The following is a 16,306-nucleotide window of genomic DNA, read 5'->3' on the forward strand; positions in this document are numbered from 1 at the left end:
ACTCCGTTTTGATGGAGTCGAGAATGTCCAGCTTCGCCGCCCGCCGCGCGGGCCAGACCGCGGCCAGGATGCCCACCAGGGCGGCCAGGGCCAGGAAGACGGCGATCCGCGCCCACGGCATGACCATCACATAGCCCTGCAGGTCCGCGCTGATGGAGTCGCCGGTCGCCCAGGCGATGAACAGGCCGAGTACGACACCGGTCACCGCACCGAAGAGGGAGATGACGACGGCCTCCAGACGGATCATGCGCTTGACCCGGCCGCGGTCCAGGCCCACCGCCCGCAGCATGCCGATCTCACGGCGGCGTTCGAAGACGGACATGGCCAGAGTGTTGATGACACCCAGCACCGCGATGATCAGAGACATGCCCAGCAGCCCGTACATGATGTAGAGCATGTTGTTGATCAGGCCGCCGAACGTGTCGCGGATCCCCTGGCGGTCCATGACCGAGATGACGGGGTTGTCACCGAGGCCGTCGGTGATCGCCTGGGCGGCCTTGGGGGTGGCACCGCCGGAAACGGAGACCAGCACCTGCCGGACCTCCGGCTTGTCCACGTGCGGTGTCAGCATCCGGTCAGGCATGACGACCTGTGCCAGCACCAGGTTGTCGGCGAAGGTCCCGCCGACCGTCACCTCGGCCTTCGTACCGTCGGGGTAGCTGGCCTGGACGGAGTCGCCGACCTTCCAGCCGTGGCTCTTGGCGGCCTTGTCGGAGACCAGGATCTTGCCGTCGGCCAGCGCGGACTCCGCACCGTGCACCATCGTGATCTTGACCGTCTTGGCCAGCCCACCGGGGTCGGCGGCGGTGACCGATGCGAACTTGCCGTCCACGTCGAAGTACGCGGACTGCAGCGCGGTGGCCGAGCTGACCCCCGGTACCTTGGAGATCTCGCCCGCGACGGAGTCGTCCAGCGGCATGCCGTTCGCCATCTGGACCATGTAGTCCGCCGACAGGTTGTCCACCGTGGCCTTGTCGATCGTCCGGCCGATGGAGACACCCAGCACCGAGAGGCCGGTGATCAGGGTGAGACCGATGGCCAGCGCGGAGGCGGTCGCGGCGGTACGGCGCGGATTGCGCCGCGCGTTGCGCGCGGCCAGGTTGCCGGAGACCCCGAACGCCCGTGCCAGCAGCGGCCGTACCGCCGCGATGACCGGCTGCGACAGCAGCGGCGTCAGCACGATCACGCCGATCATCAGCAGGAACGCCCCGCCGCCGACCTCCCAGCGGCCGGTCGTGCCGCCCGTCGCACCGCCCAGGACGACCAGCGCGGCACCGGCCGCGGCCAGCAGCCCGCCGAAGGTGTTGCGCAGCACCAGGGACTTGCTGGGCGCCGGCAGGTCCGCGCTGCTCATGGCTGCGACCGGCGGGATCTTCGCGGCCCGGCGAGCGGGCAGCCACGCGGCGAACATGGTGATCAGCACGCCCACCGCGAACGCCGCGAGCACCGTCGTCGGCGCCACCTCCAGCGGGCCCGAGGGCACCTTGGCGCCGAAGGAGGCCATGGCCGAGCGCAGCCCCACCGCGATGCCGACGCCGGCCACGAAACCGGCCAGCGAGGCGGTGGCGCCGACGATCAGCGCCTCGGTGAGCACCGAACGCGTCACCTGACGGCGGCTCGCGCCCAGCGCCCGCAGCAGCGCCAGCTCCTTGGAGCGCTGCGCGACCAGCATGGTGAAGGTGTTGGCGATCAGGAAGATGCCGACGAACAGTGCGATGGCGGCGAACACCATCAGCATGGTGCTCAGCGAGTTGAACTGCCGCTCGATGTCCTTGGCCTGCTGGTCGGCGAGTTGCTTGCCGGTCTGCGCGTCGGTGCTGCCGTCCTTGGGCAGCAGCGGCGTGATCTCGTCGAGGATCTTCTGCTGCGAGGCGCCCTTGTCGGCGGTGACGGTCACATCACGGAAGTGACCGGGGCTCAGATAGAGCGTCTGGGCGCTCGCGGTGTCGAAGAGGACCAGGGACCCGCCGGCGCTCACCGAGCCGTCGTCGGTGGTGAAGACGCCGGTGACGGTGTAGGTCTTGACCGGGCCGTTGGTCGCGATCCGCGCCGGGTCGCCGACATGGAAACCGCCCTTGTCGGCGGTGTCCTTGTCCAGCGCGACCTCGCCGGTCCGCGCCGGTCCGTGGCCGGAGACGAACGCGTAGCGCGAGTCCTTGCCGTTCTTTCCGGGCGCGAAGTTCGCACCGGTGTTGGTCCAGCCGTTGCCGATCAACTTGCCCTTGGCGTCGGCGACTCCGGCGAAACCGGATGTCCGCCCGGTCGCGGAGGCGACGCCCGGCAGCTTGTCGATCTTGTCGAGGGTCTGCTGGCTGATGCCCTCTTCCTGCTTCTTGTCGTGCTTGCCCGAAGGGCTGCCGTAGCTGGTGATGGCGACGGCCACGTTGTCGTACGACTTGGCCGACTGGTTCTTGTATGCGTTGCCGAGCGTGTCGGTGAAGACCAGGGTGCCGGAGACGAACGCGACGCCGAGCAGCACGGCGAGCACGGTCATCAGCAGTCTGGCCTTGTGCGCGAGCACATTGCGCAGGGCGGTACGGAACATGGTTCAGTCCTGGGGGGATGCGGGTGCGGATCGGCGTTGACGGGCGGCGGCTGGCAAGGGCTCAGCTCGTACGGCCCTTGGCGTCGAAGCCGGGGGTCCGGGAGTTCCCCCCGGGAAGGCGCCGCATGCGCTCCAGGACGTCGTCTGCCGTCGGGTTCCGCAGTTCGTCGACGATCCGGCCGTCGGCGAGGAAGATGACGCGATCCGCGTACGAGGCCGCCACCGGGTCGTGGGTGACCATCACGACGGTCTGGCCCAACTCCCGTACCGAGTTGCGGAGAAAGCCCAGCACCTCGGCGCCGGAGCGCGAGTCGAGGTTTCCGGTGGGCTCGTCGGCGAAGATGATCTCGGGCCGGGCGGCGAGCGCGCGGGCCACCGCGACCCGCTGCTGCTGGCCGCCGGACAACTGGGCGGGCCGGTGCGCGAGCCGTTCGGACAGGCCGACGGTCTCGATGACCCTGGACAGCCAGGCCTGGTCCGGCTTGCGGCCCGCGATGTCCATCGGAAGCGTGATGTTCTCGGCGGCGGTCAGGGTGGGCAGCAGGTTGAAGGCCTGGAAGATGAAGCCGATCTTGTCCCGGCGCAGTCGGGTGAGCTGCTTGTCCTTCAGTGTTGACAGCTCGGTGTCGCCTATTCGAGCGGATCCGGAGGAGACCGAGTCGAGCCCCGCCATGCAGTGCATGAGGGTCGACTTGCCGGAGCCGGACGGCCCCATGATGGCGGTGAACTCGCCCTTCCGGAACTCGGTCGAGACGTTGTCGAGCGCGACCACGCGTGTCTCGCCCTGCCCGTAGACCTTGGTGAGGTCCGTCGCGCGGGCGGCCACCGCGGTGGCACGATCGTCGGCGCGGGTGCCGGAGTGGGTGGTGGTGGTCACGGGCGGGGCTCCTGTCGTACGTGGCGGTGTTCACTCCATCCTTCCTGTGCCCAGCTCTGGCCGGATCAGCCCCTGTCGTGGTTCTGCGGGGAGCCTTGGGAGGTACGAACGGAAGGCGCGTCATCCTCAGGTATGAGGCCGGTGTTCTGGTTTGGGGGCATACGCGGGTCTGTATGGCGATCGTGCTGATTGTTGTGAGATACGCGGTTTGTTCGGTTTGCTAGGTGTGCGGCGAGGGGGCTGGTGGCCGCAGGTGGTGGGGGAGCGTCGGCTTGCGGGCGGGCGCGCACGGGCGCGCGGGCCGCGCCGTGACGCGACTCGGCGAATTCTCGTCAATCGCTTCGAGTGGTCCATGCACCGGATAGTGGGCGCTCTTGTGGAATGCGCGCCGGTGACGGCATATACCCGGGCAATCGCCCGGTTTTGACGGTCTTTCAGCTGCCCATAAAATCAGACAACATGGGGCGCATTTTCACCTGTTCGGGGGTCAGTTCCCGGTAGGCTCTTGCTACTTCATGGGACCGCCCGCTGTGCCCGCGGCGGTGTTCCCATGCCCGGGTGGTGGAATGTAGACACGGTGAGCTTAAACCTCACTGACCTACGGGTCGTGCCGGTTCGAGTCCGGCTCCGGGCACCCCTTCTCCTGCGGTGGCCTTCCCGGGAGAAGGTGCATCGAATCCTCGTCAATTCTTCAATTAATCAGATCGGCGTACCAATCGGCGTGTGAAGATCCTCCTCTGGTAGCAGTCGCGGTACTTTGCCAGCCCATTACGGTTGGGTCAGAGCCGTACCGTGCGGCCATGGAGGAGTGAGATGAGGAGCAGCAACCCGGTCTTCACGCGGCGGGGCTTCAGCCGCGACAACGGTTATGCGGGCTTCGGCCAGAACGCGATGCCACCGGCTGGAAACCCGTACGCCCATGGATCCCCCCAGGACCTCACGGCCGAGCAGTTGCGGCAGATGTACCAGGCTCCGCCCGCGAGCCCGGCGCAGACCGGCCGTATGACCATCGACGACGTGGTCATGCGGACCGCCATGACGCTGGGCACGGTGGCCGTCGGCGCGCTGCTCGCGTGGTTCGCGCTGCCGGTGAGCGGTTCCAGCTACGGGATCGCGGTCGGCTCGGCGCTCGTGGCGTTCGTGCTCGGCCTGATCCAGACGTTCAAGGCGGCCCCGACCCCGGGGCTGATCATCGGCTACGCGGCCTTCGAGGGCGTCTTCCTCGGCGTCATCAGCAAGATGTACAACGAGGCCTGGGCCGGCGCCCCGGTCCAGGCGGTGCTGGGCACGATGGCCGTCTTCGCCGGGATGCTCATCGCGTACCGGACCCGACTGGTCAAGGTCACCGACCGGTACAAGCGGGTCGGCATGGCGATCGCCATCGGCTTCATCCTGCTGACCTTCGTCAACCTGCTGTTCGCGGCCTTCGGCGGGGGCCATGGCCTGGGCCTGCGCAGTGGCGGCCTCGGCGTGGTCGTCGGCATCGTCGGGGTACTGCTCGGCGCGTTCTTCCTGTCGCTGGACTTCAAGCAGATCGAGGACGGCATCCGGTACGGCGCCCCGCAGCGGGAGTCCTGGCTGGCCGCCTTCGGCCTCACGCTCTCGCTGGTGTGGATCTACCTGGAGATGCTGCGGCTGATCTCGATCCTGCGGGACTGATGCAGGACTCCCCGGCGTAGGCACCGCGGACGCACCGACGGGCTTCCAGGGGCGGCAGTGCCGCTCCTGGAAGCCCGTCGGTGGCGTTATGGGGCCTGGGGATTCAAGGGGATGCGGGGTTACCCGAGTTTGCGGGCGGCCCGCCTGAGGTCGTACTCATGGACGAGGGCCTTGGCGTAGCCGTGGGACAGGTCCTCGTGCTCGCGGCGGAGCCAGTCCACCTTCTCTTCGAAACGGAGAAGCGCGGGGCCGTTGTCGAGGTCGCGGAGCCAATCGGCGACTTCCCGGCCAGTGCGCTGGGGGATACGGGACAGCAGGTTCCGGTGGGTTTCTTCAGAGAAGATCATCTGGGACATCGGCGCCTCCAGTGTGCGTTCCGTTACCCCACCGTGCCTTAGCCGTTGGGCGTTGGCAACCGTCCCAGGCCTACGAGCACGCGCACGGGTCCGTATAAAGTCACCCGCATGCTCGACTGCGCGCCCCTGGTAACCGCCGTGGAGCGGCTTGCCGACCGCTTCCGGGTCCTTCCGCAGAGCCGTCTGCGCGGTGCCGCGGAGGCCGGACTGGCCCTCGCACGCGACCTGTCGTGCGCCGCGCAGCGGCTTGAACTCCCCGATCGCGAACCGCTGTTGATGCCCGACGACGGGATCTTCGCGATCGGCGACCAGATCGCCGTGGCGGGCCACGATCTCGTCGTGTCCCTCGCCGGGCACCCAGGCCGTCACGATGTGCTGGCCGAGGCGCTACGGAACGTGGCGGCTGTGGAACAGCTGCTGTGAGGTCGAATCTCAGAGCGAGGCGACGACCCGGTCAGCGAGGATGAAGACGCTCTCGCCGCCGTAGGTGAAGGTCAGCGTGAACGCGCCGGAGACGGCGGATCCGCCGAGCAGCGAAGGAGCCTCACCCCGCTCCAGGGCGGCGGCGAGCTGCTCGGCCGTCTCGCGGTGGCCGGGGGTCAGGCACAGCGTCGTACCGTCCGTGAAGACGTACAGGTCAAGCGTGCCGAGCGGGCCGGGGCGGACATCGGCGAGCGGGGTCTGGGCCTCGGCGAGCGCGGCCAGCCGGGCCACCGTCTCCTCGGGGTCGGCGATCACCGGCGACGGTACGAAGTCCGGATCGGAGGGGTGGCGCCGCGACGGCACCTGAGGCTGCGGCTCCAGGCCCGCCAGGTCCGTCTGGCGCGGCAGGTAGGGCAGCACCTCGACCTCCGGCAGGTCGGTGCCATGGCCGTCGAAGACCGTGGCGTCGGCGGCCTCCCGCGCCTCCTGGGCGGCCCAGAACGCCCGGGCCTCGGCCAGTTCCCGCTCCCGCTCGTCGGCGAGCGCCGCCGCGACGGCGGTGCGTATCTCCTCGACGGCCGGAACCGGACGGGCGCCCGGCACCAGACCGGCGCCCGTCGCGGCCTGCGCGCGGTGCTCGGTGAGCTCGCGGCGCAGCGCACCGAGCTCCCCGCGCAGGCCGCGTACGGCGAACACGGCGACGGCCCCCGCGGTCACGGCGGCGACCGCGACGAGCAGCGATACGAGGACGATGGCGTTGATGGCGCTCACTGACGTAACTCCTGGCGGGGGGCTTGCGACGGTTTACGGCGGAACTGTTTCTCCCCCACGGACACTGTGCACTGAAAGCATTGGCCTGCGCAGTGCGGAATGTCACGAAAGGGACATGTCGCCGTCCCGCTCCAGTCAGTACGCCAGCTCTGACCTGCGCAGACGACGTTCCCCCGGGAGATGAACTCATCCCGGGGGAACGGTCAACCCAGCTCCGTCCGGTTCAGCTCAGCCGCTCGATGACCATCGCCATGCCCTGGCCACCGCCGACGCACATCGTCTCCAGGCCGAACTGCTTGTCGTGCCACTGCAGCGAGTTGATGAGCGTAGTGGTGATCCGGGCGCCGGTCATACCGAAGGGGTGGCCGACCGCGATCGCGCCGCCGTTGACGTTCAACTTGTCCAGGTCGATGCCGAGGTCCCGGTAGGACGGGATGACCTGGGCGGCGAACGCCTCGTTGATCTCGACCAGGTCGATGTCGTCCATGGTCAGCCCGGCCCGCCGCAGCGCCTGCTGGGACGCCTCGACGGGGCCGTAGCCCATGATCTCGGGGGACAGCCCGGAAACCCCGGTGGACACGATGCGGGCCAGCGGAGTGAGACCAAGCTCACGGGCCTTGGTGTCGGACATGATGACCAGGGCGGCGGCGCCGTCGTTGAGCGGGCAGCAGTTGCCCGCGGTGACCAGGCCGTCGGGGCGGAAGACCGGCTTGAGACCCGCGACGCCCTCCATCGTCACGCCCGGGCGCGGACCGTCGTCCTTGCTGACCACGGTGCCGTCCGGCAGCGTGACCGGAGTGATCTCGCGCTGCCAGAAGCCGTCGGCGATCGCCTTCTCGGCGAGGTTCTGCGACCGTACGCCGAACTCGTCCATCTCCTGGCGGGTGATGCCCTTGGACCGGGCCAGGTTCTCGGCGGTCTGCCCCATCGCGATGTACGGGTCGGGCAGCAGCCCGTCCTCGCGCGGGTCGTGCCAGTCGGAGCCCTCGCTCTCGGCGCGCCCGGCGGTACGCGCCTCCGCGTCCGCGAACAGCGGGTTGTGGGTGTCCGGCAGGCCGTCCGAGGTGCCCTTCACGCTGCGCGAGACCGTCTCGACACCGGCCGAGATGAAGACGTCGCCCTCGCCCGCCTTGATGGCGTGCAGCGCCATCCGGGACGTCTGCAGCGACGAGGAGCAGTAGCGGGTGATGGTGCAGCCGGGCAGATGGTCCATGCCCATCTGCACCGCGACGATACGGCCGAGGTTGTGCCCCTGCTCACCGCCGGGCAGACCGCAGCCGAGCATCAGGTCGTCGATCTCACGCGGGTCGAGCTCGGGGATCTTCGCGAGCGCGGCCTGGATGATGGTGGCCGTCAGGTCGTCCGGACGCAGGTCCTTCAGCGATCCCTTGAAGGCGCGCCCGATCGGCGAGCGGGCGGCAGAGACGATTACGGCTTCTGGCATCGCGGGATCTCCTCCGGAGGGGATGACGGGCTCAGGCGAAAGTTACCGGTAGGTATCGCGGGAGTCACCAGGCTGGTGCTGTGACCTTGCGCTCGCGTCGGTACGTGCCGGATTTCCCGCCCGCCCACCGCCGTTACCGCTGCCAGCATCGCACCGCGGCGCCCGGCCCGCGGGCGCTCCGGCTGGGCCGCACGGGTCGCCCGGGCCGCTTGGGTCACGCCGCGACCGCGCGGGACCTCACGCGGCGCGGCGGGGACCTACGTGAGCGCGGAGATGTCCGCTGAGGGGCTCCGGCCGCCGCCGGAGGCGCCCGCCGCGACCCGTTGCCGCAGCAGCGCCCAGCGCCCCCGGCGCCCGGAGCCGGCCCCCGCGGCGGTGACCTCGGTACCGGAGGCCCCCGCGGCGGCCGCCGCCGCGGTGGCGACCGGAAGCACGCTCTCGTCCGCGTCCGCGTCGGGCCACACGCCCACCGCGGTGCAGAGCGTGGGCAGCACCGCCATCGCGGCCGTCGCGTACCCGGTCGCCGATGGGTGGTAGTTGTCCGGGCCGAACATCTCCCTCGGGTTGGCCGCGAACTCCGGCCCGAGCAGCTGCCCGAGCGACACCGTACGGCCGCCCAGCTCGATCACCGCGATGGTCTGCGCGGCGGCGAGCTGGCGGCTCAGTCGCCGGGCCACCCAGCGCAGCGGCTGGTAGACCGGCTCGATCGTGCCCAGGTCAGGGCAGGTCCCGACCACCACCTCGATGCCGGCCTCGCGCAGTCGGCGGACCGCCGCGGCGAGATGACGTACGGATTCCGCAGGCGGCATGCGATGCGTCACATCGTTCGCACCGATCATGATCACGCAGACGTCCGGCGGCGGCGCGGAGCCGTCCAGCAGCCGGCCGACCTGCCGTTCCAGGTCATCGGAGCAGGCACCCGGCAAGGCCACGTTCACCAGATCCACCGGTCGCTCGGCCACCGCCGCCAGGCCCGAGGCGAGTATCGCGCCCGGCGTCTCGCCCACCCGGTGCACCCCCTGCCCGGCCGCCGTGGAGTCGCCCAGGAACGCCAGCCGGACGGGCGGCTCACCGGCTCCCTCACCGAAGGCGGCAAACGCCGCCCCGTAGCGCCCGTCCGCCGTGGGAGGCGCGTCCTCGGAGCCGCCCACCGTCCGCCTGGCCAGCCGTACCTCGGTCAGCAGCAGCCCGACCACGGCCCCGCCGAGCAGCCCCACTCCGCCGCCGCCGTACGCAGCGGCGGTCGCGATCCGACGTGCCACCCTCGCCCTCGACATCGGCATCCCCGTTCACTCGGTCCGTAAGAGCTTGTTGCCCATTACGGCCCTCCGCGCAACGCGACCGTTCGGGGGCGCTTGCGCATAGGCTCAGACCACACACTGGGAAACATCCGGAGGACGTCGTGCAGTTCCACGACTCGATGATCAGTCTTGTCGGCAACACCCCGCTGGTGAGGCTCAACAGCGTCACGGCCGGGATCCAGGCCACGGTGCTGGCCAAGGTCGAGTACTTCAACCCGGGCGGTTCGGTCAAGGACCGGATCGCCCTGCGCATGATCGAGGCCGCGGAGAAGTCCGGCGAACTCAAGCCGGGCGGCACCATCGTCGAGCCGACCTCGGGCAACACCGGTGTCGGGCTGGCGATAGTGGCGCAGCAGAAGGGCTACAAGTGCATCTTCGTCTGCCCTGACAAGGTGTCGACGGACAAGATCAACGTGCTGCGGGCGTACGGCGCCGAGGTCGTGGTCTGCCCGACCGCCGTCGACCCCGAGCACCCGGACTCGTACTACAACGTCTCGGACCGGCTGGTCCGCGAGACGCCGGGCGCCTGGAAGCCCGACCAGTACAGCAACCCGAACAACCCGCTGTCGCACTACCACTCCACCGGCCCGGAGCTCTGGGAGCAGACCGACGGCCGGATCACCCACTTCGTGGCGGGCATCGGGACCGGCGGCACGATCTCCGGCACCGGCCGCTACCTCAAGGAGATCTCCGACGGCAAGGTCAAGATCGTCGGTGCTGACCCGGAGGGTTCGGTCTACTCCGGCGGTTCCGGCCGCCCGTACCTCGTCGAGGGCGTGGGCGAGGACTTCTGGCCGACCGCGTACGACCAGAACGTCACCGACGAGATCGTCGCCGTGTCCGACAAGGACTCGTTCCAGATGACCCGCCGCCTCGCCAAGGAGGAGGGACTGCTGGTCGGCGGTTCCTGCGGCATGGCGGTCGTCGCGGCGCTGCGGGTCGCCGAGCGGCTCGGCCCGGACGACGTCGTGGTGGTCCTGCTGCCGGACAGCGGCCGCGGCTACCTCAGCAAGATCTTCAACGACGAGTGGATGGCCGACTACGGCTTCCTGGAGGAGGGCGGCCAGCAGGCCCGGGTCGCCGATGTGCTCGCCTACCGCAGCGGCGGCATCCCGGAGCTGGTCCACATGCACCCGGAGGAGACCGTCGGCGAGGCGATCGAGGTGCTGCGTGAGTACGGCGTCTCGCAGATGCCCATCGTCAAGCCGGGCGCCGGGCACCCGGACGTGATGGCCGCCGAGGTCGTCGGCTCGGTCGTGGAACGCGAGCTGCTGGACGCGCTGTTCACCCAGCGCGCGCACCTCGACGACCCGCTGGAGAAGCACATGTCCGCGCCGCTGCCGCAGGTCGGCTCGGGCGAGACGGTCGGCGACCTGATGGAGGTGCTGCAGGGCGCGGACGCGGCGATCGTGCTGGTCGAGGGCAAGCCCACGGGTGTGGTGAGCCGTCAGGACCTGCTCGCCTTCCTCGCCAAGGTCGCCAAGTAACGCCCAACCGGCCTGGAAAGCTGGGAGACTGGCCGGATTTCGCGGAAACGGTACGCGCGTGACACGCATGCGCAGCACGGACTTAACACGAGTCCTGCACATTGGTGGTCGTCGGGCAACCGACACCACGAGGTGGCAGCTAGGAACGACGGAGCGGCTCCCGGACCTCCTCAGCTGCCCCGGACGCGGATGCCCCGGCCCTGACCCGGCATCGCGTCCCAGTGGGGGACCGCCGTCGTCCCGCCCCTGGCGGCCTTAGCCGGGGTGCGGCGGTCCCCCGCCCTTTTTTGTGCGCTCGCCGCCGGGCGCTTGCGGTACCCATCAGCGGCCTCCGGCCGCGGGCGCTGCCGACACTCCTCGTCGCTTTCGGCAGCGGCGCGCTCCGCGGCCGGAGGCCGCTGATGTCACCGCGGCTCGCTCACCTTGCCGGAAACGGGGTGCCCGGTGCGTGCCATGACGGTCGGGGGTGCCCGGTGCGTGTCATCAAGGGCAGCAACGATTTCTCCGCCGCGACGTCGGGCAATCACGACGGCGCAGCTGGCGGTGGCGAAGCACCGTAACCTCCGCCGCTGGACGGCTGCTCAGTCGTCCCAGCCGTCCGTGTTCCTGCGTTGGCCGACTCGTTCGGTGAAGCGTGAACTCAGCGAGTGCGAGGCGTTGACGCCGACGATGCCGGCCCAGGTGATCAGCAGGCCCGGAAGGTGGGCGTTGACCGCGCCGATCGCCGACAGCGGGATCGCGAGGACGAGCGAGATGCCCGCGAGGCCGAAGCGGCGGTTGCGGTTGTCGTGGTCCTCGGGGGAGCGGCTGCGGCGGGGGCCCGAAGTGGCGACCCGCGCGCCCGCCATCTGCTGCTGGGCGAGTTCACGGCGGACCTGGCGCTCCACCTGACTCTCGAGTCGCTGGTCCACCTTTTCCAGGAACGAGTCGATCAACTCGGACTCGTATTCCGGACCGAGGTCCTTACGGGTCTGCAACGTGGCGTTGAGCTCTTTCTTGAGCTCGGGGTCAGCGGCACTCATGGCATTCACGGTAGAACTGGCGGACCCCTGTGTAAGTGGGGTTAGCCCCCGAATCTTGTCAGGGGTGCCCTCCTCCTCGGGGAGGTGTGTACCGTCGCGGTGGACCTCGAAGGGGAGGCATTGATGGAGCTGTTGACCGCGCTGGGCGCACCGGACCAGGACCGGCCCGACGCCGTCACGATCGACGGCCGCGCGCTGAGCTACGACGCGCTGCTCGGCGCGGCCGGAGCGGTCGCGGCCCGGGTGGCCGGGGCACCGGCGGTCGCGGTGCATGCCGCACCCGTGCTGGAGACGGTGGTGGCGGTGGTGGGCGGGCTGCTGGCCGGGGTGCCGGTGGTGCCCGTACCGCCGGACGCCGGACCGGCCGAGCGCCGGCACATCCTGCGCGACTCCGGGGCGGCGCTGCTGCTCGCCGCGCAGCGCCAGGAGACCGCGGACATCGACACGGCCGAGGTCCGCACCGCGGAGCGCGCGGACTTCACCGGTGCCGAACCGGCCGCAGGATCAACCGCGTTGGTCCTCTACACCTCGGGGACGACGGGCGCGCCCAAGGGCGTGCTGATCTCGCGCCGGGCGATCGCCGCCGACCTGGACGCGCTGGCCCGCGCCTGGACGTGGACGGCCGATGACACGCTGGTGCACGGGTTGCCGCTGTTCCATGTGCACGGCCTGGTGCTGGGCGTGCTCGGCGCGCTGCGCACCGGAAGCCGGTTGGTGCACACCGGGCGACCGACCCCGACCGCCTACGCGGCGGCGGGCGGCACGCTGTACTTCGGCGTGCCGACGGTCTGGTCGCGGGTCGTCCAAGATCCCTCCGCGGCGAAGGAGTTGGCGTCGGCGCGGCTGCTGGTCTCCGGCAGCGCCCCGCTGCCCGCGCCGGTCTTCCGCGATCTGGAGGCGTTGACCGGGCAGCGGCCGGTCGAGCGGTACGGGATGACGGAGACGTTGATCACCGTCAGCACCCGGGCGGACGGCGAGCGGCGGCCGGGCTCGGTCGGGCTGCCGGTCGACGGGGTGGCCACCCGGCTGGTGGGCGAGGACGGCGAGCCGGTCCCGTACGACGGTGCCACGGTCGGTGAGCTCCAGGTCAGCGGGCCGACGCTGTTCGACGGCTACCTCGGCCGCCGTGACGCGACGGCGGGCGCGATGACGGCGGACGGCTGGTTCCGTACCGGCGACATGGCGGTGGTGGAGCCGGACGGTATGCATCGGATCGTCGGTCGCGCCTCGACCGATCTGATCAAGTCCGGCGGCTATCGCATCGGCGCGGGCGAGGTGGAGAACGCGCTGCTCGACCATCCCGCGGTGCGGGAGGCGGCGGTGCTGGGCGCGCCGCACGAGGACCTCGGCCAGCAGATCGTGGCCTATGTGGTCGCGGACGGGGTGAGCGAACGCGAACTGATTGATTTCGTGGCCGGACATCTGTCCGTTCACAAACGGCCGCGTGCAATCCGCTTTCTTGAGGCACTGCCGCGTAATGCCATGGGCAAGCCGCAGAAGAAGCTACTGCCGCCGCTCTGACCGGAGTTGGCGGGGGGTGGAGAAATCGATTTGGCAGAGGCCAAATATGCTTCTTACGATGCACTAGCCCAACTACCTACCGGCCGGTCAGTGCGTGACGGCCGGGTCGCCCCTACCCGGGTCCCGCTCCAAAGGGTGGCGGTGATTTTTCCTGCCATGGGAGACAACACCGCATGTTTCACCGCATAGGACGCGTAGTCGTCCGCCATCCGATATGGACGATCGTGGCGTGGCTCATAGCCACCGTCGCGGTCGTCGCCACCGCACCGAGCCTGCCGTCCAACAGTGACGAAAGTAGCTTCCTCCCCAAGAGCTACCAGTCCATCCAGGCCACCGAACTCCAGTCGAAGGCGTTCCCCGGCGCCTTCACCCCGTCCGCGATCGTGCTCTACAGCCGTACCGACGGCCAGAAGCTCACGCCCGCGGATCTGAAGGACGCCCAGCGCATCACCGGCGAACTCGGCGCCAAGGGCATCGACCAGGTGCAGAAGGTCATCCCCGGACCTCCGTCCAAGGACGGCAAGTACGACCTGGCGCTGGTCCAGATGGACAGCAAGAACGCCGGCCAGCCCAAGCAGGCCGACGCGGCGAAGACGCTGCGTGCTGATGCCAAGGACCTCGCCAAGGGCACTCACCTGGACGCGAAGCTCGGCGGTTCCGCCGCGCAGGCCCTGGACCAGCAGGACTCCTCCCAGCGGGGACAGGCGCTGGTCGGCATCGGAACCTTCGCGATCATCCTGGTCACCCTGCTGATCATCTTCCGGGCGCCGATCCTGGCGGTGCTGCCGCTGGTGCTGATCGGTCTGGTCTCGGCCGTCGCCAACGGGCTGATCGCCTACGCCACCAAGTTGTTCAACCTCCAGGCCAACAGTTCGATCTCTTCGATCCTGATCGTGGTGCTGTTCGGCGTCGGTACGGACTACTTCCTGTTCCTGATGTTCCGCTATCGGGAACGGCTGCGGGCGGGCGACGAACCGAAGGAGGCGATGATCAACGCGGTCGGCCGGGTCGGCGAGGCCATCGCCTCGGCCGCGGGTGCGGTGGTCATCGCGTTCCTGGCGCTCAGCCTGTCCACCCTGGGCTTCCTCAAGCAGATGGGCCCGGCGCTCGCCATCGCGGTGGCCGCCACGCTCGTCGCGGGTCTCACGCTGATTCCGGCAGTGGTCTCGCTCATCGGACCGAAGGTCTTCTGGCCGTCGAAGTCCTGGCAGAAGGAGCCGGACAACGCCCGGTTCGCGGCGCTCGGCCGCACGGTGCAGCGCCGTCCCGGCGCGGTCGCCGCGGTCTCCGGCGTGATCATGGTCGCGCTGGCGCTCGGCACGTTCGGCTTCAAGGCGACCTTCGACCTGGCCGCGGGCTCGATGCCCAAGACCAAGGAGTCGATGGTCGTCCAGACCGAGATGCAGAACTCGTACTCGGCCGGTGCCGCCGAACCGACCAGCGTCCTGGTGACCAGCACCGACGGCAGGCCGCTGGACAAGGCAGCGCTGCCCGGGTTCGCGCAGAAGCTGCAGGGCGTTGACGGCGTCGCCGACTCCAAGCTCACCGAGGTCAGCAAGGACGGCATGACGGCGAACATCACCGTCACCCTCAAGTACGACGCGGCCAGCGACAAGGCGCTCAGCACCGTCGGCACCGTCCGCGACGTGGCCCACGCTGACGCGCCGTCCGGTACGAAGGCGCTGGTCGGCGGTATGTCGTCGATCTACAAGGACATCAACAGCGCGGTCAACCACGACTACAAGACCGTGTTCCCGGTCGCCGCGGTGCTGATCATGGTGATCCTGGGCCTGCTGCTGCGCAGCGTGGTCGCGCCCTGGTACCTGATGGCCTCGGTCGGCCTCGGCTTCGGTGCCACCCTGGGTGCCACCGTGCTGATCTTCCAGAACGGCGAGGGGCACTCCGGCCTGATGTTCATGCTGCCGGTGATCATGTACCTCTTCGTGGTAGCCATCGGCACGGACTACAACATCCTGATGATCGCCCGGCTCCGCGAGGAGGCCCGTGAGGGCCGCGAGCCGCGCGAGGCGGCGGGCCAGGCCCTGCGCCACGCGGGCCCGACCGTCGCCGCGGCGGGCTTCATCCTGGCGGCGACCTTCGCCACGATGATGCTCGCGGGCAACTCGATGCTGACGGAGATGGGCTTCGCGGTCTCCTTCGGCATCATCGTCGCCGCGTTCGTCATGGCGATGTTCTTCACGCCGAGCCTCACCGCCCTGATCGGGCACGCGGCCTGGTGGCCGGGCCACGCGGACCGGGCGAAGACCACTCCGTCCGTCCCGGGCCACGAGGAGGCCCGGGAGCTGGATCCCTCCGGCCAGGTCTGACCGGTACGGCGGCGGGGCCGGGCGCGCGGTGTGCGCGCCCGGCCCCTTCGCCTTGCCGGGCCCGTCCGGTCGCGTCAGCGGCCGTTCCGCTCGAGCAGGATGTCGCGTTCCCCTCCGGCGAGGAGGTGCGGCAGCGGGATCAACCCCGTGAAGCTGAGCCTGACCAGGATGGCCTGCGCGTGCACGCCGCCCGGCCGGATGTCCGCCCCCTCAGGGCGCGATGCGTTCTGCCAGCGGTGCGGGTAGCCGTCGCAGTCGGCCGGCGAACTGTCGATGCTGTACTGCCGCCGGCCCTGCGCCAGACTCGCCCCGATCACCACCGGGTCGGCCGAGCCGTCAGGGGAGCAGCGATAGGTGCCGGAGAGCGTGACCCATCCGTCACGCGAGAGGTGTCCGACCTGATCGACGGTCACCCCGTTGAACGGCAGGCCGTCGTCGGCCTGCGCGGACACGGACCCGACCGCGGCCACCATGGCGACGGCCGCGGCGAGACTGAGAGCGGGAAGGATGCGCATACAGCAGGGGTAACAGGTCGTCGAGCGGAAAGGCGTGATTATCACTCCTTCGCCGCGT

At 69.7% G+C, this 16,306-nt stretch carries 13 protein-coding genes and 1 tRNA gene; 6 read left to right on the forward strand and 8 right to left on the reverse strand.

Features of this window, described 5'->3' with window-relative positions; translation table 11 throughout:
• Positions 1 to 2,545, reverse strand: a 2,545-nt coding sequence (locus P2L57_RS32910) for an ABC transporter permease (RefSeq protein WP_275820853.1), incomplete at its 3' end; no start/stop codon positions are given.
• 61 nt (positions 2,546 to 2,606) lie between these two features.
• Positions 2,607 to 3,422, reverse strand: coding sequence for an ABC transporter ATP-binding protein (locus P2L57_RS32915; RefSeq protein ID WP_275820855.1), 816 nt, complete (start codon positions 3,420 to 3,422; stop codon positions 2,607 to 2,609).
• Between the two features lie 552 nt (positions 3,423 to 3,974).
• Between P2L57_RS32915 and P2L57_RS32920 the strand changes: the two genes are divergently transcribed.
• Both P2L57_RS32920 and P2L57_RS32925 read left to right on the forward strand, forming a co-directional pair.
• Positions 3,975 to 4,056: transfer RNA gene (locus tag P2L57_RS32920), tRNA-Leu, on the forward strand.
• A 179-nt stretch (positions 4,057 to 4,235) separates the two neighbouring features.
• Positions 4,236 to 5,081 carry a Bax inhibitor-1/YccA family protein gene (locus P2L57_RS32925; protein WP_275820857.1) on the forward strand — a complete coding sequence of 282 codons (846 nt, stop codon included), beginning with the start codon at positions 4,236 to 4,238 and terminating at the stop codon, positions 5,079 to 5,081.
• A 119-nt stretch (positions 5,082 to 5,200) separates the two neighbouring features.
• Here the strand turns inward: P2L57_RS32925 and P2L57_RS32930 are convergent, their stop codons facing one another.
• The gene (locus P2L57_RS32930) at positions 5,201 to 5,437 is read right to left on the reverse strand and encodes a DUF4287 domain-containing protein (RefSeq protein WP_275820859.1); all 237 of its coding nucleotides are present in this window, start codon (positions 5,435 to 5,437) and stop codon (positions 5,201 to 5,203) included.
• A 108-nt stretch (positions 5,438 to 5,545) separates the two neighbouring features.
• Here P2L57_RS32930 and P2L57_RS32935 point away from each other — a divergent pair, with 108 nt between their 5' ends.
• Positions 5,546 to 5,860, forward strand: coding sequence for a hypothetical protein (locus tag P2L57_RS32935; RefSeq protein WP_275820861.1), 315 nt, complete (start codon positions 5,546 to 5,548; stop codon positions 5,858 to 5,860).
• Positions 5,861 to 5,869: 9 nt separating this feature from the next.
• On the opposite strand, the gene P2L57_RS32940 is transcribed toward P2L57_RS32935, so the two are convergent.
• The 3 genes from P2L57_RS32940 to P2L57_RS32950 all read right to left on the reverse strand — a co-directional run bounded on the left by P2L57_RS32940 (position 5,870) and on the right by P2L57_RS32950 (position 9,358).
• Complete coding sequence (locus P2L57_RS32940) at positions 5,870 to 6,622, reverse strand: hypothetical protein (protein WP_275820984.1); 753 nt, start codon at positions 6,620 to 6,622, stop codon at positions 5,870 to 5,872.
• 232 nt (positions 6,623 to 6,854) lie between these two features.
• The gene (locus P2L57_RS32945; protein WP_275820864.1) at positions 6,855 to 8,075 is read right to left on the reverse strand and encodes an acetyl-CoA C-acetyltransferase; all 1,221 of its coding nucleotides are present in this window, start codon (positions 8,073 to 8,075) and stop codon (positions 6,855 to 6,857) included.
• Between the two features lie 257 nt (positions 8,076 to 8,332).
• Positions 8,333 to 9,358, reverse strand: a complete 1,026-nt coding sequence (locus tag P2L57_RS32950) for an SGNH/GDSL hydrolase family protein (protein ID WP_275820866.1) — start codon at positions 9,356 to 9,358, stop codon at positions 8,333 to 8,335.
• A gap of 119 nt (positions 9,359 to 9,477) precedes the next feature.
• Between P2L57_RS32950 and P2L57_RS32955 the strand changes: the two genes are divergently transcribed.
• The gene (locus tag P2L57_RS32955) at positions 9,478 to 10,863 is read left to right on the forward strand and encodes a cystathionine beta-synthase (RefSeq protein ID WP_275820868.1); all 1,386 of its coding nucleotides are present in this window, start codon (positions 9,478 to 9,480) and stop codon (positions 10,861 to 10,863) included.
• A gap of 581 nt (positions 10,864 to 11,444) precedes the next feature.
• Here P2L57_RS32955 and P2L57_RS32960 read toward each other — a convergent pair.
• Entirely contained in the window at positions 11,445 to 11,885 is a 441-nt protein-coding gene (locus tag P2L57_RS32960; RefSeq protein WP_275820870.1) for a hypothetical protein, read from the reverse strand.
• A 123-nt stretch (positions 11,886 to 12,008) separates the two neighbouring features.
• On the opposite strand from P2L57_RS32960, the gene P2L57_RS32965 reads away from it, so the two are divergent.
• A complete protein-coding gene (locus P2L57_RS32965) occupies positions 12,009 to 13,406 on the forward strand; it encodes an acyl-CoA synthetase (protein ID WP_275820872.1) in 1,398 nt (465 codons plus the stop codon).
• Between the two features lie 173 nt (positions 13,407 to 13,579).
• Positions 13,580 to 15,733 carry an MMPL family transporter gene (locus P2L57_RS32970; RefSeq protein ID WP_275820874.1) on the forward strand — a complete coding sequence of 718 codons (2,154 nt, stop codon included), beginning with the start codon at positions 13,580 to 13,582 and terminating at the stop codon, positions 15,731 to 15,733.
• 74 nt (positions 15,734 to 15,807) lie between these two features.
• Here P2L57_RS32970 and P2L57_RS32975 read toward each other — a convergent pair whose 3' ends face one another.
• Entirely contained in the window at positions 15,808 to 16,248 is a 441-nt protein-coding gene (locus tag P2L57_RS32975) for a DUF6299 family protein (protein ID WP_275820876.1), read from the reverse strand.
• Between the last annotated feature and the right edge of the window lie 58 nt (positions 16,249 to 16,306).

Source organism: Streptantibioticus ferralitis, from assembly GCF_029223525.1.
GTDB lineage: Bacteria > Actinomycetota > Actinomycetes > Streptomycetales > Streptomycetaceae > Streptantibioticus_A > Streptantibioticus_A ferralitis.